This is a genomic window from Martinezella miluonensis (genome assembly GCF_900094545.1).
GTDB lineage: Bacteria > Pseudomonadota > Alphaproteobacteria > Rhizobiales > Rhizobiaceae > Rhizobium > Rhizobium miluonense.
The window spans coordinates 1-18,756 of sequence record NZ_FMAH01000072.1 but is presented as its reverse complement, the minus strand read 5'-3'; the positions used below and the strand labels follow the sequence as shown (position 1 = coordinate 18,756).

General features: G+C 58.7%; 15 protein-coding genes, 1 tRNA gene and 1 pseudogene. 15 read left to right on the top strand and 2 right to left on the bottom strand.

What is annotated here, in order from left to right:
• A partial coding sequence (locus GA0061102_RS31260; RefSeq protein ID WP_458550773.1) for an EF-Tu C-terminal domain-related protein occupies positions 1-228 on the top strand: 228 nt, incomplete at its 5' end.
• A 131-nt stretch (positions 229-359) separates the two neighbouring features.
• Positions 360-518 carry a hypothetical protein gene (locus GA0061102_RS33070; RefSeq protein WP_159432228.1) on the top strand — a complete coding sequence of 53 codons (159 nt, stop codon included), beginning with the start codon at positions 360-362 and terminating at the stop codon, positions 516-518.
• A 40-nt stretch (positions 519-558) separates the two neighbouring features.
• Here GA0061102_RS33070 and GA0061102_RS31255 read toward each other — a convergent pair.
• Positions 559-1,064: pseudogene (locus tag GA0061102_RS31255) on the bottom strand (GrpB family protein).
• 450 nt (positions 1,065-1,514) lie between these two features.
• Here GA0061102_RS31255 and GA0061102_RS31250 point away from each other — a divergent pair.
• The 9 genes from GA0061102_RS31250 to rpoC all read left to right on the top strand — a co-directional run bounded on the left by GA0061102_RS31250 (position 1,515) and on the right by rpoC (position 13,976).
• Positions 1,515-1,590 (top strand) — tRNA-Trp (locus GA0061102_RS31250).
• A 197-nt stretch (positions 1,591-1,787) separates the two neighbouring features.
• Complete coding sequence (gene secE / locus GA0061102_RS31245; protein WP_092856366.1) at positions 1,788-1,988, top strand: preprotein translocase subunit SecE; 201 nt, start codon at positions 1,788-1,790, stop codon at positions 1,986-1,988.
• Between the two features lie 18 nt (positions 1,989-2,006).
• A complete protein-coding gene (gene nusG, locus GA0061102_RS31240) occupies positions 2,007-2,537 on the top strand; it encodes a transcription termination/antitermination protein NusG (protein ID WP_004123460.1) in 531 nt (176 codons plus the stop codon).
• A 213-nt stretch (positions 2,538-2,750) separates the two neighbouring features.
• Positions 2,751-3,182 (top strand): 50S ribosomal protein L11, encoded by a 432-nt coding sequence (gene rplK / locus GA0061102_RS31235; RefSeq protein ID WP_092856364.1) that lies wholly within the window; start codon positions 2,751-2,753, stop codon positions 3,180-3,182.
• A gap of 4 nt (positions 3,183-3,186) precedes the next feature.
• Positions 3,187-3,885, top strand: coding sequence for a 50S ribosomal protein L1 (gene rplA / locus GA0061102_RS31230; RefSeq protein WP_092856362.1), 699 nt, complete (start codon positions 3,187-3,189; stop codon positions 3,883-3,885).
• A 330-nt stretch (positions 3,886-4,215) separates the two neighbouring features.
• Positions 4,216-4,734 carry a 50S ribosomal protein L10 gene (gene rplJ / locus GA0061102_RS31225; protein ID WP_004123444.1) on the top strand — a complete coding sequence of 173 codons (519 nt, stop codon included), beginning with the start codon at positions 4,216-4,218 and terminating at the stop codon, positions 4,732-4,734.
• Between the two features lie 58 nt (positions 4,735-4,792).
• A complete protein-coding gene (rplL, locus tag GA0061102_RS31220; RefSeq protein WP_092856360.1) occupies positions 4,793-5,170 on the top strand; it encodes a 50S ribosomal protein L7/L12 in 378 nt (125 codons plus the stop codon).
• Positions 5,171-5,432: 262 nt separating this feature from the next.
• Positions 5,433-9,575 carry a DNA-directed RNA polymerase subunit beta gene (rpoB, locus tag GA0061102_RS31215; RefSeq protein ID WP_092856358.1) on the top strand — a complete coding sequence of 1,381 codons (4,143 nt, stop codon included), beginning with the start codon at positions 5,433-5,435 and terminating at the stop codon, positions 9,573-9,575.
• Between the two features lie 189 nt (positions 9,576-9,764).
• On the top strand, positions 9,765-13,976 hold the full coding sequence (rpoC, locus tag GA0061102_RS31210) for a DNA-directed RNA polymerase subunit beta' (protein WP_092856356.1): 4,212 nt from the start codon (positions 9,765-9,767) through the stop codon (positions 13,974-13,976).
• Between the two features lie 121 nt (positions 13,977-14,097).
• On the opposite strand, the gene GA0061102_RS31205 is transcribed toward rpoC, so the two are convergent.
• Positions 14,098-14,391: a hypothetical protein gene (locus GA0061102_RS31205; protein WP_004123433.1), complete on the bottom strand. Its 294-nt coding sequence runs from the start codon at positions 14,389-14,391 to the stop codon at positions 14,098-14,100.
• 509 nt (positions 14,392-14,900) lie between these two features.
• Here GA0061102_RS31205 and rpsL point away from each other — a divergent pair.
• From rpsL to GA0061102_RS31185, 4 genes are all read left to right on the top strand, one after another.
• The gene (gene rpsL / locus GA0061102_RS31200) at positions 14,901-15,272 is read left to right on the top strand and encodes a 30S ribosomal protein S12 (RefSeq protein ID WP_003507760.1); all 372 of its coding nucleotides are present in this window, start codon (positions 14,901-14,903) and stop codon (positions 15,270-15,272) included.
• A gap of 79 nt (positions 15,273-15,351) precedes the next feature.
• Complete coding sequence (gene rpsG / locus GA0061102_RS31195) at positions 15,352-15,822, top strand: 30S ribosomal protein S7 (RefSeq protein ID WP_037153812.1); 471 nt, start codon at positions 15,352-15,354, stop codon at positions 15,820-15,822.
• A gap of 30 nt (positions 15,823-15,852) precedes the next feature.
• The gene (gene fusA, locus GA0061102_RS31190) at positions 15,853-17,952 is read left to right on the top strand and encodes an elongation factor G (protein ID WP_092856354.1); all 2,100 of its coding nucleotides are present in this window, start codon (positions 15,853-15,855) and stop codon (positions 17,950-17,952) included.
• 67 nt (positions 17,953-18,019) lie between these two features.
• The coding region (locus GA0061102_RS31185; protein WP_139115129.1) for an elongation factor Tu at positions 18,020-18,756 on the top strand (737 nt) is incomplete at its 3' end.

The following is an 18,756-nucleotide window of genomic DNA, read 5'->3' as shown; positions in this document are numbered from 1 at the left end:
CATACGCCGTTCTTCACGAACTACCGTCCGCAGTTCTACTTCCGCACGACTGATGTGACCGGCATCGTGACGCTTCCGGAAGGCACGGAAATGGTTATGCCGGGCGACAACGTCACGGTTGCCGTTGAGCTGATCGTTCCGATTGCGATGGAAGAAAAGCTTCGCTTCGCGATCCGCGAAGGCGGCCGTACCGTCGGCGCAGGCATCGTTGCCTCCATCGTCGAGTAATCCTCGGATTATTCCTTTATAAAAAGGCCCCGCTGGAAACAGCGGGGCCTTTTTGCATTGGGAGGCAGGAATGGGCCTGCTCGTTCTCACAGGCGCTTCAGGCTTGGGCAAGGAGACGATCGCGCGAGATCATGCGCAAGAGGGCTGTGCATCATTTCGACAGCATCGGCATCCCAACGCTTGGTAGCGAAGCCACACGACATGGCTACCACATTCGTGACACCAGCCGACTTTCACTCGATCAATGTGTCGCGCATGTGCTGGAACACCTGCGCAAGCGGACGCCTTGATGCTGGCTATCAATAGTCCCCGGACGGTGACTTTCACGAATTACCTGAATTCGTCTATGGCTAGGCGCAGGATACCGGCAACGAAATCGCTCTTGCGGGGAGTATATCGATCCCAATCGCCATTCGCTTCCCTGGCGAGTTTCCTCTTCAACGTCGCATAACGCTCGGCCGCTTCCGGATGGGAGCGAAGACAATTGCGAAAGAGAATACGGTCACGGTGCGCGGAATTGCCGAGCAGGCAGAGATAGAGACGTGTTCCAAAGGGCGTCTCATCCTTGGTGAAGATCCACCGATCGTCGCCATAGAGACCACCGTGGAAGACATAGCCGTCCTTTTGCAGATGTTCGGTGGCAAACAGCCTGGCGTCATTCGCGAATAGGACCGCGTCGATATCGAGCTTCGGCTTTGCGCAAAGGCCGGGACGGATGTGCTCCCGATATGCTGGATATCGGCCGGCTGGCCGAGCAATGCCGCGATCGCTTCACATCGGCTCTGGAAGAGGGCGGGCCACGCGGGATCGTAGTTCACAAGCGTAATTGCCCGCATTTCCTGCCTGCCTCTGCGTGATTCCCTTGATGCCAGGATATCCCTCATTCTGCGGCTAAAGAAATTTCGGGAGTTTCTTCTTTGCATCGAAAGGACCGCCTCGGGATAGGGGATGCGAGCTTGTGAACCAACGACTGGTCTTCACGTCGAATATGATTCGCTCCGTGGCTGGTTTCCTGTGCTGTCTGTGATCGAGGTGTCCCAAACTCAAGCTGTAAAGCTCGGCTGAGGAGTGGCGGAGCTGGAAAGGCGCCTCTTCCTCGTCCTTTGCCGTAGTTTCGCCCTGCTTGAGGACTGCTTGTGCGGCGCCAGACAAACCGAAGTTGCGGGGTCGATTGGGAAAAAGCAAAAAACGCTCTTGCCAATCGTTTCGTCCCGCCTTAAAGGGAGCGCCATGTCTTCGAAATGCTTAGACGGTCCACCGTCTGAAGCGCATACTTCGAAGGAAGAAGGGGTATAGCTCAGTTGGTAGAGCGGCGGTCTCCAAAACCGCAGGTCGTAGGTTCGAGCCCTGCTGCCCCTGCCATTTTTCCCGACCTGACTGGCGCGCCGGTATCGCTGCTTCTTGGGTTTGGAATTATGCCGGTTTGGCGGCAAATTTTCGAAAACGCTGGATTGCCTCTTGTTAAATTGGGAATCGGTGTTTATGTAGGGGTTCAACAGACACGCGGTGCGTGGGGCTGATATGTTCAGCTTTACGCGCCGTAATTGCGTGGGCAGTCAATGGCATCCAAATCGAATCCACTAGCGTTTCTGCAGCAGGTGCGCTCCGAGACGTCGAAAGTTACTTGGCCGTCGCGCCGCGAGACGATGATCTCGACGGTGATGGTTCTTGTTATGGTTATTTTCGCCTCGCTGTTTTTCTTTGCTGCCGACCAGCTCATCGGCTGGATTCTCGGCTACGTGCTGAATACCGGCAACTAATATCGGGTGGAAATGAACATGGCGGCACGTTGGTACATCGTCCACGCTTATTCAAATTTCGAAAAGAAGGTGGCTGAATCCATTGAGGAGAAGGCCAGGCAGAAGGGTCTCGAACATCTGTTCGAAAAGATCCTCGTGCCCACCGAAAAGGTCGTCGAAGTTCGTCGCGGTCGCAAGGTCGATAGCGAGCGTAAGTTTTTCCCGGGTTATGTGCTGGTTCGCGCCAACCTGACGGATGAAGCTTACCACCTGATCAAGAACACGCCGAAGGTTACCGGCTTCCTTGGTTCCGACAATAAGCCCGTTCCGATTCCGGATTATGAAGCCGAGCGCATTCTCGGCCAGGTCCAGGAAGGTGTCGAGCGCCCGAAGGCTTCCGTCTCCTTCGAGATCGGCGAGCAGGTTCGCGTTTCCGACGGTCCGTTCGCCTCGTTTAACGGCACGGTTCAGGATGTGGACGAAGAGCGTTCGCGCCTGAAGGTTGAGGTGTCGATTTTCGGTCGCGCTACGCCGGTCGAGCTGGAATACAGTCAGGTCGAGAAGGTCTGATCGAAGTTTCTGAGGAGGGTTGGCCTGGCTGTCGACCTTTCTTTTGTGTTTGGATATGAGTGAGTGCTCACTTATATCCGGCGGCTCAGCCGCAATTCGCGTGGAAGGGTAGGGTCTTAGCCGGGCCCGATAATCCGAACCACGCAACCGCAGCCGCCGGAGCGATCCGGCATAGTGGGCCGGGAAGCCGGTCTTGTAGAAAGGCAGAGAGAAATGGCTAAGAAAGTTGCAGGCCAGCTCAAGCTGCAGGTAAAGGCCGGCTCGGCGAATCCGTCGCCGCCGATCGGTCCTGCGCTTGGTCAGCGTGGCATTAACATCATGGAATTCTGCAAGGCGTTCAATGCCGCCACGCAGGAAATGGAAAAGGGTATGCCGATCCCGGTCGTCATCACCTACTACCAGGACAAGTCCTTCACCTTCATCATGAAGCAGCCGCCGGTCAGCTACTTCCTGAAGAAGGAAGCGAAGATCCAGTCCGGCTCGAAGACCCCGGGCAAGGGCGCCAAGGCTGGCTCTCTTACCAAGGCTCAGGTGAAATCTATCGCCGAAGCCAAGATGAAGGATCTGAACGCCGCCGATATCGAAGGCGCAATGGCCATGATCGAGGGCTCTGCCCGCGCGATGGGCCTGGAAGTGGTGGGCTAAGACCATGGTAGCAAAGCGTATTCAGAAGATTCGTGAAGGCGTTGATCCGACCAAGCTTTATGCTCTGGATCTGGCCATCAGCATGGTCAAGGAACGTGCCGTCGCCAAGTTCGACGAAACCGTCGAAATCGCGATGAACCTCGGTGTTGACCCGCGTCACGCCGACCAGATGGTTCGCGGCGTTGTCAACCTGCCGAACGGCACCGGCCGTACGGTTCGCGTTGCTGTCTTTGCTCGCGGCGCCAAGGCTGACGAAGCCAAGGCCGCCGGTGCCGACATCGTCGGCGCGGAAGACCTGGTCGAAATCGTTCAGGGCGGCAAGATCGACTTCGATCGTTGCATCGCGACCCCGGACATGATGCCACTCGTCGGCCGCCTCGGTAAGGTTCTCGGCCCGCGCGGCATGATGCCGAACCCGAAGGTCGGTACGGTTACGATGGACGTCAAGGGTGCTGTTGAAGCTTCCAAGGGCGGCGCTGTCGAGTTCCGCGTCGAGAAGGCTGGTATCATCCACGCCGGTATCGGCAAGGCTTCCTTCGACGCCAAGGCTCTGGAAGAGAACATCCGCGCCTTCGCCGACGCCGTCATCAAGGCAAAGCCGGCTGGCGCCAAGGGTAACTACCTCAAGCGCGTAGCGATCTCCTCGACCATGGGTCCGGGCGTCAAGATCGAGCCGTCGACCGTTACGGCGCCGAGCGCCTAATGATCTTGCCGGGCATTATGCCCGGTCTTTAAGAATTCCCGGCCTTTCGGGGCCGGGATTTCCGGAGAAATCCGGAATTCCTGTCCGAGATTGCAGGTGGTTATCCCTTAATCACTCAAGCCTGCATGAGACGGGTAAGACCCGAATTTTGAAGAAGCATCGCTTCGATGAACTCGGTTCGAGCCTTGGATGCCTTGTGCCTTGGAGCCGTCAGGCTCGAGCGCGAGGGGACAGGATCCTCAAGCGTCGCTTGGGATCTTTTTTGATCCCAGGAGGCAAAAGGCAACCCGGCAGGCCCGTTAACCCGGTCCTGTCAACTGGAGAAAAGCAGTGGAAAGAGCGGAAAAACGCGAATTCGTCACGGAACTGAACGAAGTCTTCAAGGCTTCGGGCTCGGTTGTCGTGGCCCACTATGCTGGTGCTACAGTCGCTCAGATGAACGATTTCCGTTCGAAGATGCGCGCTGCTGGCGGCACCGTCAAAGTCGCGAAGAACCGCCTGGCCAAAATTGCTCTTCAGGGCACGGATGCGGAAGGGATTTCCAATCTCTTCACCGGTCAGACGCTGATTGCATACAGCACTGATCCGATTACCGCTCCGAAGGTCGTCGTGGATTTCGCCAAGGGCAACGACAAGATCGTTGTTCTGGGCGGCGCCATGGGAACAACAACGCTCAACGCCGAAGGTGTAAAGTCGCTCGCGACCCTGCCTTCGCTGGACGAGCTGCGCGCGAAGCTGCTGGGCATGATCCAGACTCCGGCTACCCGCATCGCAGGTGTTGTTGCAGCGCCGGCAAGTCAGCTTGCTCGCGTGTTCTCGGCCTACGCCAAGAAGGACGAAGCCGCGTAAGGCGGTTTTTCGCTGTTTATAATCAACCAGTTCGAACCGAACAAAAGGAACTACAAAAATGGCTGATCTCGCAAAGATCGTAGACGACCTCTCCTCGCTGACCGTTCTCGAAGCTGCAGAACTGTCGAAGCTTCTTGAAGAAAAGTGGGGCGTATCCGCCGCTGCTCCGGTAGCTGTTGCTGCCGTTGGCGGCCCGGCTGGCCCGGCTGCCGTTGAAGAAGAAAAGACCGAGTTCGACGTCATCCTCGCTGATGCCGGCGCGAACAAGATCAACGTCATCAAGGAAGTCCGCGCCATCACCGGCCTGGGCCTCAAGGAAGCCAAGGACCTCGTTGAAGCCGCTCCGAAGGCTGTCAAGGAAGCTGTTTCCAAGGCTGAAGCTGCTGACATCAAGAAGAAGCTCGAAGACGCCGGCGCTAAGGTCGACGTTAAGTAAGCTTGAAACTGCTTTGGGAGGTGGCTTTTCGCCATCTCCCATTCGCCGTTTTTCTGAACGAATTACCCAAAAGCCGCGGGAAAAACGGCTTTTGGGTAATGGGTTCTTCAAGAGGATGGTCTCAAACCGAACCGCGACGCAATCCGGCCGAGCGGTTTTCGGTTAGATAGACGAGATTGAACTACTCATTGATTGATGGGGTCGCCTGGCCAGCGATTCCCATCCGTTGCAGGCCCGGGTGCAGGATTTTAAAGGAGCGACGATGGCTCAGACCCTTTCGTTCAACGGTCGCAGGCGCGTACGCAAGTTTTTTGGTAAGATTCCCGAAGTCGCGGAGATGCCGAACCTCATCGAGGTTCAGAAGGCATCCTACGATCAGTTTCTCATGGTCGAAGAACCCAAGGGCGGCCGCCCGGACGAAGGTCTTCAGACCGTCTTCAAGTCGGTTTTCCCGATCACCGATTTTTCCGGCGCTTCCATGCTGGAATTTGTTTCCTATGAATTCGAGCCGCCGAAGTTCGACGTCGACGAGTGCCGCCAGCGCGACCTGACCTATGCAGCGCCGCTGAAGGTGACCCTCCGTCTGATCGTGTTCGATATCGACGAGGATACCGGCGCGAAGTCCATCAAGGACATCAAGGAACAAAGCGTTTACATGGGCGACATGCCGCTCATGACGAACAACGGTACGTTCATCGTGAACGGCACCGAGCGCGTTATCGTGTCCCAGATGCACCGTTCGCCGGGCGTCTTCTTCGATCACGACAAGGGCAAGAGCCATTCTTCCGGCAAGCTGCTCTTTGCTGCTCGCGTCATCCCTTATCGTGGCTCCTGGCTCGATATCGAATTCGACGCCAAGGACATCGTCTACGCCCGTATCGACCGCCGCCGCAAGATTCCGGTGACGTCGCTGCTGATGGCGCTCGGCATGGATGGCGAAGAAATTCTGTCGACCTTCTACACGAAGTCGCTCTATGAGCGCTCCGGCGACGGCTGGCGCATTCCGTTCAAGGCTGAAACGCTCAAGGGCGCCAAGACCGTTTCCGACATGATCGACGCCGACACCGGCGAAGTCGTGGTCGAAGGCGGCAAGAAGCTGACTCCGCGCCTGCTGCGTCAGCTGCAGGACAAGGGCCTCAAGGCTCTGAAGGCCACGGACGAAGAGCTGTACGGCCTGTTCCTGGCGGAAGACATCGTCAACTTCCAGACCGGTGAGATCTATCTCGAAGCCGGCGACGAAATCGACGAGAAGACGCTGCCTGTCATCCTGAAGGCTGGTTTCGACGAAATCCCGGTTCTCGGCATCGACCACATCAATGTCGGCGCCTACATCCGCAACACGCTGTCTGCCGATAAGAACGAGAACCGTCAGGACGCTCTGTTCGACATCTACCGCGTCATGCGTCCGGGCGAGCCGCCGACCATGGAATCGGCCGAAGCCATGTTTAACTCGCTGTTCTTCGATGCGGAGCGTTACGACCTCTCCGCCGTCGGCCGCGTGAAGATGAACATGCGTCTCGACCTCGACGTCGAAGACACCGTTCGCATCCTGCGCAAGGACGACATCCTGGCCGTGGTCAAGATGCTTGTGGAGTTGCGCGACGGCAAGGGCGAAATCGACGACATCGACAATCTCGGCAACCGCCGCGTCCGTTCGGTCGGCGAGCTGATGGAAAACCAGTATCGTCTGGGTCTGCTGCGCATGGAGCGTGCGATCAAGGAACGTATGTCCTCGATCGAAATCGACACGGTAATGCCGCAGGATCTGATCAACGCCAAGCCGGCTGCCGCCGCCGTTCGCGAATTCTTCGGCTCTTCGCAGCTGTCGCAGTTCATGGACCAGGTGAACCCGCTTTCGGAAATCACCCACAAGCGTCGTCTTTCGGCTCTTGGCCCGGGCGGTCTCACCCGCGAGCGCGCCGGCTTCGAAGTCCGCGACGTTCATCCGACCCACTACGGTCGCATTTGCCCGATCGAAACGCCGGAAGGTCCGAACATCGGCCTCATCAACTCGCTGGCGACCTTTGCCCGCGTCAACAAGTACGGCTTCATCGAAAGCCCTTATCGCCGCATCATCGACGGTAAGGTGACCAACGACGTGCTCTACCTCTCCGCTATGGAAGAGGCGAAGTACTACGTTGCTCAGGCCAATGCCGAGCTCGACACCGACGGCTCCTTCATCGAGGAATTCGTCGTTTGCCGTCATGCCGGCGAAGTCATGCTCGCTCCGCGCGACAACATCAACCTGATGGACGTCTCGCCGAAGCAGCTGGTTTCGGTCGCTGCCGCTCTGATCCCGTTCCTGGAAAACGACGACGCCAACCGCGCTCTCATGGGCTCGAACATGCAGCGTCAGGCCGTGCCGCTTCTGCGTGCCGAAGCTCCGTTCGTCGGTACCGGCATGGAGCCGGTCGTCGCGCGTGACTCCGGTGCTGCTATCGGCGCCCGCCGCGGCGGTGTGGTCGATCAGGTCGATGCGACGCGTATCGTTATCCGCGCCACCGAGGACCTCGATCCGTCGAAGTCCGGCGTCGATATCTACCGCCTGATGAAGTTCCAGCGTTCGAACCAGAACACCTGCGTCAACCAGCGTCCGCTGGTCACCGTCGGTGACGTGGTCAACCGGGGCGACATCCTGGCAGACGGTCCTTCGACCGACCTCGGCGATCTGGCGCTCGGCCGCAACGTGCTCGTCGCGTTCATGCCGTGGAACGGCTACAACTACGAAGACTCGATCCTGCTTTCCGAGCGTATCGTTGCCGACGACGTGTTCACCTCCATTCACATCGAGGAATTCGAAGTGATGGCGCGCGACACCAAGCTCGGTCCGGAAGAAATCACCCGCGATATTCCGAACGTTTCGGAAGAGGCGCTGAAGAACCTGGACGAAGCCGGCATCGTTTACATCGGCGCCGAAGTTCAGCCGGGCGATATCCTCGTCGGCAAGATCACGCCGAAGGGCGAAAGCCCGATGACGCCGGAAGAAAAGCTTCTGCGCGCCATCTTCGGTGAAAAGGCGTCCGACGTTCGCGACACCTCCATGCGCATGCCGCCCGGCACCTACGGTACGGTCGTCGAAGTTCGCGTCTTCAACCGCCACGGCGTTGAGAAGGACGAACGCGCCATGGCGATCGAGCGCGAAGAGATCGAGCGTCTCGCGAAGGACCGCGACGACGAGCAGGCGATCCTCGACCGCAACGTCTACGGCCGTCTGGTCGAGATGCTGCGTGGTCAGGTTGCTCTTGCTGGTCCGAAGGGCTTCAAGAAGGGCACGGAACTGTCGAACGCTGTCGTTTCGGAGTATCCGCGTTCGCAGTGGTGGATGTTCGCTGTCGAGGACGAGAAGGTCCAGAGCGAGCTGGAAGCCCTGCGCGGCCAGTACGACGAATCCAAGTCGCGCCTCGAACAGCGCTTCATGGACAAGGTCGAGAAGGTCCAGCGCGGCGACGAAATGCCTCCGGGCGTCATGAAGATGGTCAAGGTCTTCGTCGCTGTTAAGCGCAAGATCCAGCCGGGCGACAAGATGGCAGGCCGTCACGGGAACAAGGGCGTGGTTTCGCGCATTGTTCCGGTTGAAGACATGCCGTTCCTCGAAGACGGTACGCATGTCGACATCGTGCTGAACCCGCTTGGCGTTCCCTCGCGCATGAACGTCGGTCAGATTCTCGAAACGCACCTGGGCTGGGCTTGCGCCGGCATGGGTCGTCAGATCGGCGAGCTGATCGAAGCCTACAAGGCGAGCGGCAACATCGAGCCTCTGCGCAAGACGATCGATATGGTTGTCGGCGACGGTCCGAAGAGCGACGACGTTCACGAGTATGACGATGCGTCGGTTCTGCGTCTGGCTGACCAGTGGAAGCGTGGCGTGTCCATCGCGACCCCGGTCTTCGACGGCGCCGGCGAAGCGGATGTGAACGAGATGCTGGTCATGGCAGGTCTCAAGCAGACCGGTCAGTCGACGCTGTACGACGGTCGTACCGGCGAGCAGTTCGACCGCCAGGTCACGGTTGGCTACATCTACATGCTGAAGCTGAACCACCTTGTCGACGACAAGATCCACGCCCGCTCGATCGGTCCGTACTCGCTCGTCACCCAGCAGCCGCTGGGCGGTAAGGCGCAGTTCGGCGGTCAGCGCTTCGGCGAAATGGAAGTCTGGGCGCTTGAAGCTTACGGTGCAGCCTACACGCTGCAGGAAATGCTCACGGTCAAGTCGGACGACGTGGCCGGCCGTACGAAGGTCTACGAAGCCATCGTTCGTGGCGACGATACCTTCGAAGCGGGCATTCCGGAAAGCTTCAACGTTCTCGTCAAGGAAATGCGCTCGCTGGGCCTCAGCGTCGAACTGGAAAATTCCAAGGTCGACGATCTGCAGACGGCAAGCCAGCTTCCAGACGCGGCCGAGTAACAATCGATAAGGTGCGCGCTGTTCGGCAGCGCGCACCGTTCCAGCCGGCGCCCGGTTTCGGGTAGCGCCAGTCGGGACGGTTTCGCCGCATTTTGCGGTTATTGTCGTTTTAGTGCGTCAGTCCGGTTCCCGGGAATTTGCCGGTGCTGATCGCAATTCGAGGGCGTTTCGCCCCAAAAGGAGATAGGCATGAACCAAGAGGTCATGAATCTTTTCAATCCGCAGGTGCCTGCACAGAACTTCGATTCCATCCGGATATCGATTGCATCGCCGGAGAAGATTCTTTCCTGGTCTTATGGCGAGATCAAGAAGCCGGAAACGATCAACTATCGTACGTTCAAGCCGGAACGCGATGGTCTTTTCTGCGCACGGATCTTCGGACCGATCAAGGACTACGAGTGCCTGTGCGGTAAGTACAAGCGCATGAAGTACAAGGGCATCATCTGCGAAAAGTGCGGCGTCGAAGTTACGCTGTCGCGCGTTCGCCGTGAGCGCATGGGCCATATCGAGCTCGCTGCTCCCGTAGCCCACATCTGGTTCCTGAAGTCGCTGCCATCGCGTATTTCCACGCTGCTCGACATGACGCTGAAGGATGTAGAGCGCGTTCTCTACTTCGAAAATTACATCGTCACCGAGCCGGGTCTGACTGCTCTGAAGGAGCATCAGCTTCTCTCTGAAGAAGAGTACATGCTCGCCGTCGACGAGTATGGCGAAGACCAGTTCACCGCCATGATCGGCGCTGAAGCGATCTACGAGATGCTGGCCAGCATGAACCTCGAAAAGATCGCTGGCGACCTGCGTTCCGAGCTTGCCGACACCACGTCGGATCTCAAGCAGAAGAAGCTGATGAAGCGTCTGAAGATCGTCGAGAACTTCATGGAGTCCGGCAATCGTCCGGAATGGATGATCATGAAGGTCGTCCCGGTCATCCCGCCGGACCTGCGCCCGCTGGTTCCGCTCGATGGCGGCCGTTTCGCGACGTCGGATCTGAACGATCTGTACCGCCGCGTCATCAACCGTAACAACCGTCTGAAGCGCCTCATCGAACTGCGCGCTCCGGGCATCATCATCCGCAACGAAAAGCGCATGCTGCAGGAATCTGTCGATGCGCTGTTCGATAACGGCCGCCGTGGCCGCGTCATCACCGGCGCCAACAAGCGTCCGCTGAAGTCGCTGTCCGACATGCTCAAGGGCAAGCAAGGCCGCTTCCGTCAGAACCTGCTCGGCAAGCGCGTCGACTATTCCGGCCGTTCGGTCATCGTGACCGGTCCGGAACTCAAGCTGCACCAGTGCGGCCTGCCGAAGAAGATGGCGCTCGAACTGTTCAAGCCGTTCATCTACGCCCGCCTCGACGCGAAGGGTTATTCCTCGACCGTCAAGCAAGCCAAGAAGTTGGTCGAAAAAGAAAAGCCGGAAGTTTGGGATATCCTCGACGAGGTCATCCGCGAGCATCCGGTTCTGTTGAACCGCGCACCGACGCTGCACCGCCTGGGCATCCAGGCCTTCGAACCCATGCTGGTCGAAGGCAAGGCAATCCAGCTGCACCCGCTCGTCTGCACGGCCTTCAACGCCGACTTCGACGGCGACCAGATGGCTGTTCACGTGCCGCTCTCGCTGGAAGCCCAGCTTGAAGCCCGCGTGCTGATGATGTCGACCAACAACATTCTGCACCCGGCAAACGGCGCGCCGATCATCGTTCCCTCGCAGGACATGGTTCTCGGCCTGTATTACCTGTCGATCCTGAACCAGAACGAGCCGGGCGAAGGCATGGCCTTCTCCGACCTCGGCGAGCTGCATCACGCACTCGAAAACAAGGTCGTCACGCTGCATTCGAAGATCCGCGGCCGCTTCAAGTCGGTCGACGAAGAGGGCAAGCCCTATTCGAAGATCTACGAAACCACGCCTGGCCGACTGCTCATCGGCGAACTGCTGCCGAAGCATGGCAAGGTGACCTTCGATATCTGCAACCAGGAAATGACCAAGAAGAACATCTCCAAGATGATCGACACGGTCTACCGCCATTGCGGCCAGAAGGACACGGTCATTTTCTGCGACCGCATCATGCAGCTCGGCTTCGCCCATGCCTGCCGCGCCGGCATTTCGTTCGGCAAGGACGACATGGTCATTCCGGACACCAAGGTTAAGATCGTTGGCGATACCGAAGCCCTGGTGAAGGAATACGAACAGCAGTACAACGACGGTCTGATCACTCAGGGCGAGAAGTACAACAAGGTTGTTGACGCCTGGGGCAAGGCTACGGAAAAGGTCGCCGAAGAAATGATGGCCCGCATTAAGGCTGTCGAATTCGACGAGAAGACCGGTCGCCAGAAGCCGATGAACTCGATCTACATGATGAGCCACTCGGGTGCTCGTGGTTCTCCGAACCAGATGCGTCAGCTGGGCGGCATGCGTGGCCTCATGGCCAAGCCGTCGGGCGAAATCATCGAGACGCCGATCATCTCGAACTTCAAGGAAGGCCTGACCGTTAACGAGTACTTCAACTCGACGCACGGTGCCCGTAAGGGTCTGGCAGACACCGCCTTGAAGACCGCAAACTCCGGTTACCTGACCCGCCGTCTCGTCGACGTCGCTCAGGACTGCATCGTCACGCACGTCGATTGCGGTACCGACAAGGGCCTCACCATGACCGCCATCGTCGATGCCGGTCAGGTCGTTGCTTCGCTCGGCGCCCGCATCCTCGGCCGTACGGCGCTCGACGATATCGACCATCCGGTCACGGGTGAGCGCATCGTCGATGCCGGCAAGATGATCCTCGAGCCTGATGTCATCGAGATCGAAAAGGCTGGTATCCAGTCGATCCGCATCCGTTCGGCACTGACCTGCGAAATCCAGACCGGCGTCTGCGGCGTCTGCTACGGCCGCGACCTGGCTCGCGGTACGCCTGTCAACCTCGGTGAAGCTGTCGGCGTCATCGCCGCACAGTCGATCGGTGAGCCGGGCACGCAGCTGACCATGCGTACCTTCCACTTGGGCGGCACGGCGACCGTGGTCGACCAGTCGTTCCTGGAAGCTTCCTACGAAGGTACGGTCCAGATCAAGAACCGCAACATGCTGCGCAACTCCGATGGCAACCTGGTTGCCATGGGCCGCAACATGACGGTCCAGATCCTGGACGAACGTGGCGTCGAACGCTCCTCGCAGCGCGTTGCTTACGGCTCGAAGCTGTATGTCGACGAAGGCGACAAGGTGAAGCGCGGTCAGCGTCTGGCGGAGTGGGATCCTTATACCCGTCCGATGATGACGGAAGTGGCCGGTACGGTTCACTTCGAAGACGTCGTCGACGGCCTTTCGGTTCTCGAAGCGACCGACGAGTCCACCGGCATCACCAAGCGTCAGGTTATCGACTGGCGCTCGACGCCGCGCGGCTCCGATCTGAAGCCGGCGATCGTCATCAAGGACGCCAGCGGCAATGTCGCCAAGCTGTCGCGTGGTGGCGAAGCCCGCTTCCTGCTCTCGGTCGACGCGATCCTGTCGGTCGAGCCGGGCACGAAGGTGTCGCAGGGTGACGTTCTCGCTCGTTCGCCGCTGGAAAGCGCCAAGACCAAGGACATCACCGGTGGTCTGCCGCGCGTTGCCGAACTGTTCGAAGCTCGTCGTCCGAAGGACCACGCCATCATCGCAGAGATCGATGGTACGATCCGCCTCGGCCGCGACTACAAGAACAAGCGCCGCGTCATCATCGAGCCGGCGGAAGACGGTGTCGAGCCGGTCGAATACCTGATCCCGAAGGGCAAGCCCTTCCACCTTCAGGAAGGCGACTATATCGAAAAGGGTGATTACATCCTCGACGGTAACCCGGCTCCGCACGACATCCTGGCGATCAAGGGCGTGGAGGCTCTGGCTTCCTACCTGGTCAACGAAATCCAGGAAGTCTACCGCTTGCAGGGCGTTGTCATCAACGACAAGCACATCGAAGTGATTGTCCGTCAGATGCTGCAGAAGGTGGAAATCACCGATGCGGGCGACAGCCAGTACATCGTCGGCGACAACGTCGACCGTATCGAGCTGGACGATGCCAACGACGCGCTGATCGAAGTAGGCAAGAAGCCAGCTTACGGCGATCCGGTGCTGCTCGGCATCACCAAGGCCTCGCTGCAGACGCCGTCGTTCATCTCGGCCGCTTCCTTCCAGGAAACGACCAAGGTGCTCACGGAAGCTGCGATCGCCGGCAAGACCGACGGTCTGCAGGGCCTGAAGGAAAACGTCATCGTCGGCCGTCTCATCCCGGCTGGTACGGGTGGTACCATGACGCAGATCCGCCGCATCGCCACGGCTCGCGACGAACTCATCCTCGAAGAGCGTCGCAAGGGCACGGGTTCGGCCGTCGCAACGCCGATGCTGCAGGATATGGCAAGCGAGAATGTCCCGGTTGCTGAATAAGAGCTTCAGGACATAGAAAATCAAAAACCGCCCGGAGCGATCCGGGCGGTTTCTTTTTGTCTAAAGCTCAAATGTGAAAGGTGAGGGCGGTCTAGTCGCCTTGCCGCGAAGCCGCCTGCCTTCAGCGGAAGCGGATGATCGCTACTTCGCCTTCGAGAGCACCCTGATAGGCGGAGGCATGAGGTTCTTCGTCCGGGATATCCGTCAGCAGGCCGATCTGGTCGAGGTCGGCCTCGATGAAACCTTCCTCGGCGAGCGCATTGAGCGCCTCGCGCACGGCGGTGTCGTCATCCGGCGCCTTCAACATGACATGAAGATCGATGCCTTCGCCGCCATCGGTCTCATAGCCCTTGCCGATGATGATGAAGACCATGGGGCCATCGGAATTGTTGTCGTTGTCTGGCGCAGTAATCATGAGTCTTCCTTCGGGAGTGTCGAATCGACCCGGCGATTCCTTGGTTTCGCCCGGGTCATCGGATGAAATTGCCTTTCGGTGATTCCTTATAGGGATTTTGGTGAAATACCAAAGTCCATCTTGCCGAAGGGGCGGCATTTCCGTATCGAATGCGCCAAATGGCTGGTTTTCCCGGGCTTCTGGGCCTTTGTGACAAAGATAATTTCTTAACCGGCCTTGACGAACCGGCGTTAAACCAGTAGTACCGCCGCCATCGGGACCCATGTGAGGCATGGCTGTTCGGGGCGACGCGCCCTGAAGTTCACCTCAAACAAGGTTCTAAAACGCACGTTGAAGACACGAATGCTGCACGCAAGACGCCACTCTCGGTGTCCTCTGCTTTTCTGTGGTCCATCTGCGAAAGCGGATCGGGCCACGTTTTGCGCATTGAGACGATCGTGTGTCGTTGCCGGTGACGGCGATAGTCATGCCCGCAAGGGTGTCGAGATAGATTTACAAGGGATGGTTGAATGCCTACCGTAAACCAGCTGATCCGCAAGCCTCGCCAGGCGCAGGTAAAGCGTAACAAGGTTCCCGCTCTCCAGGAGAACCCGCAGAAGCGCGGCGTTTGCACCCGCGTCTACACGACCACGCCGAAGAAGCCGAACTCGGCTCTGCGTAAGGTCGCAAAGATCCGTCTGACCAACGGCTTTGAAGTCATTGGTTACATTCCCGGCGAAGGTCACAACCTTCAGGAACACTCCGTCGTCATGATCCGTGGCGGCCGCGTAAAGGACCTTCCGGGTGTCCGTTATCACATCATCCGCGGCGTTCTCGATACCCAGGGTGTCAAGAACCGCAAGCAGCGCCGTTCGAAGTACGGTGCGAAGCGTCCGAAGTAATTCGGTTTCAGATAATCCGGCGCTGCGCGAGGTTCTCCGCGTGGTGAAGCGCCGCTAACAGTTGAGAGACGAGAAGTACATGTCCAGACGTCATAAGGCAGAAAAGCGCGAGATCAACCCGGACCCGAAGTTCGGCGATCTGGTCGTCACCAAGTTCATGAATGCTATCATGCTCGACGGCAAGAAGTCCGTTGCTGAAAGCATCGTATACGGCGCATTCGACGCCGTGCAGGGCAAGGCAAAGCAGGAGCCGCTCGGCGTGTTCCACCAGGCTTTGGATAACATCGCTCCGCACGTTGAAGTTCGTTCGCGTCGCGTTGGTGGTGCTACGTACCAGGTTCCGGTTGATGTTCGTCCGGAGCGCCGTCAGGCTCTCGCCATTCGTTGGCTGATCACTGCTGCCCGTAAGCGTAACGAAACGACCATGGTCGATCGCCTCAGCGGCGAACTTCTCGATGCCTCCAACAACCGCGGCGCTGCCGTTAAGAAGCGCGAAGACACGCACAAGATGGCTGATGCCAACCGTGCGTTCTCGCATTATCGCTGGTAATCCCGAACGGTTTCGGAAAGGCAGTCCATTATGGCTCGCGAATATAAAATCGAAGACTACCGCAATTTCGGTATCATGGCGCACATCGACGCCGGCAAGACCACGACCACCGAGCGTATTCTTTACTACACCGGCAAGTCGCACAAGATCGGCGAAGTGCACGACGGCGCAGCCACCATGGACTGGATGGAGCAGGAGCAGGAGCGTGGCATCACGATCACCTCCGCTGCTACGACCACCTTCTGGAAGGGCCGCGACGGCAAGACCCGCCGCTTCAACATCATCGACACCCCCGGCCACGTCGACTTCACCATCGAAGTCGAGCGTTCGCTGCGCGTTCTCGACGGTGCTATCGCTCTGCTCGACGCCAACGCCGGCGTTGAGCCGCAGACGGAAACCGTCTGGCGTCAGGCTGAGAAGTATCATGTTCCGCGCATGATCTTCTGCAACAAGATGGATAAGACCGGCGCCGATTTCTATCGCTCGGTCGAGATGATCAAGACCCGCCTCGGCGCCACAGCCGTCGTCATGCAGCTGCCGATCGGCGCTGAAAGCGATTTCAAGGGCGTTATCGACCTGATCGAGATGAATGCTCTCATCTGGCGCGACGAATCGCTCGGCGCTCAGTGGGATGTCGTCGAAATTCCGGAAGACATGAAGGCCAAGGCTGCCGAGTACCGCGAAAAGCTGATCGAGACCGTTGTCGAGATCGACGAAGCCGCGACCGAAGCCTACCTGGAAGGCAACCTGCCTGACAACGAACAGATCCGCGCGCTCGTCCGTCGCGGCACGATCGACGTCAAGTTCCATCCGATGTTCTGCGGCACCGCCTTCAAGAACAAGGGTGTTCAGCCGCTGCTCGACGCCGTTGTCGATTACCTGCCGTCGCCGCTCGACATTCCGGCGATCAAGGGCATCGACTTCAAGACCGACGCCGAGATCGAACGTCACGCTGACGACAGCGAGCCGTTGTCCATGCTGGCATTCAAGATCATGAACGACCCCTTCGTCGGTTCGCTCACCTTCGCCCGCATCTATTCCGGCAAGCTCGAAAAGGGCGCGTCGGTCATCAACACGGTCAAGGACAAGCGCGAGCGCGTCGGCCGTATGTTGCAGATGCACTCGAACTCGCGTGAAGACATCGAAGAAGCCTTCGCTGGCGACATCGTTGCTCTGGCCGGCCTCAAGGAAACCACCACTGGCGATACGCTCTGCGATCCGCTGAAGCCGGTTATCCTCGAGCGCATGGAATTCCCCGAGCCGGTCATCCAGATCGCGATCGAGCCGAAGACCAAGGGCGACCAGGAAAAGATGGGCCTCGCGCTCAACCGCCTGGCTGCAGAAGACCCGTCCTTCCGCGTCAAGACGGACCAGGAATCGGGCCAGACCATCATCGCCGGCATGGGTGAACTTCACCTCGACATCATCGTCGACCGTATGCGTCGTGAATTCAAGGTTGAAGCAAGCGTCGGCGCGCCGCAGGTTGCTTACCGCGAAACCATCACGCGTCAGACGGAAAAGGACTACACCCACAAGAAGCAGTCGGGTGGTACCGGTCAGTTCGCTCGCGTCAAGATCGTGTTCGAACCGAACCCGGATGGCGACGACTTCAAGTTCGAGTCCAAGATCGTTGGCGGTTCCGTTCCGAAGGAATACATCCCGGGCGTCCAGAAGGGTATCGAAAGCGTTCTGTCTTCGGGCCCGCTGGCTGGCTTCCCGATGCTCGGCGTCAAGGCGACGCTCATCGACGGTGCCTTCCACGACGTCGACTCGTCGGTTCTGGCCTTCGAAATCGCTTCCCGCGCTTGCTTCCGTGAAGCAGCCCGCGAAGCCGGTGCTCAGCTCCTCGAGCCGATGATGAAGGTCGAAGTCGTAACGCCGGAAGATTACGTCGGCGACGTCATCGGCGACCTGAACTCGCGTCGTGGTCAGATCCAGGGCCAGGAAAGCCGCGGTATCGCCGTTGTCATCAACGCGAACGTCCCGCTGGCAAACATGTTCAAGTACGTCGACAACCTGCGCTCGATGTCTCAGGGGCGTGCTCAGTACACGATGACCTTCGATCATTACGCGCCGGTTCCGTCGAACGTCGCACAGGAAATCCAGGCAAAGTATTCCGGTCAGAAGTGACCGGAATACCAATTGACCGATAACAAGAATTGATCCCTTCGGGGACAGGAAAAATGGAGAGCCGAAAATGGCAAAGAGTAAGTTTGAGCGCAATAAGCCGCACGTCAACATTGGTACGATTGGGCACGTTGACCACGGCAAGACGTCATTGACGGCAGCGATCACGAAGTACTTCGGCGAGTTCAAGGCGTACGACCAGATCGACGCAGCACCGGAAGAGAAGGCACGTGGTATCACGATCTCGACGGCGCACGTTGAGTATGAGACGCCTGCTCGTCACTACGCTCACGTCGACTGCCCCGGCCACGCTGACTATGTCAAGAACATGATCACCGGCGCTGCGCAGATGGACGGCGCGATCCTGGTTTGCTCGGCTGCTGACGGCCCGATGCCGCAGACCCGCGAGCACATCCTGCTCGCTCGTCAGGTTGGCGTTCCGGCGATCGTCGTGTTCCTGAACAAGGTCGACCAGGTTGACGACGCGGAACTTCTCGAGCTCGTCGAGCTTGAAGTTCGCGAACTTCTGTCGTCCTACGACTTCCCGGGCGACGACATCCCGGTTGTCAAGGGTTCGGCGCTTGCTGCTCTTGAAGACTCCGACAAGAAGATCGGCGAAGATGCGATCCGCGAGCTGATGGCCGCTGTTGACGCCTACATCCCGACGCCTGAGCGTCCGATCGACCAGCCGTTCCTGATGCCGATCGAAGACGTGTTCTCGATCTCGGGCCGTGGTACGGTTGTGACGGGCCGCGTCGAGCGCGGTATCGTCAAGGTTGGTGAAGAAGTCGAAATCGTCGGCATTCG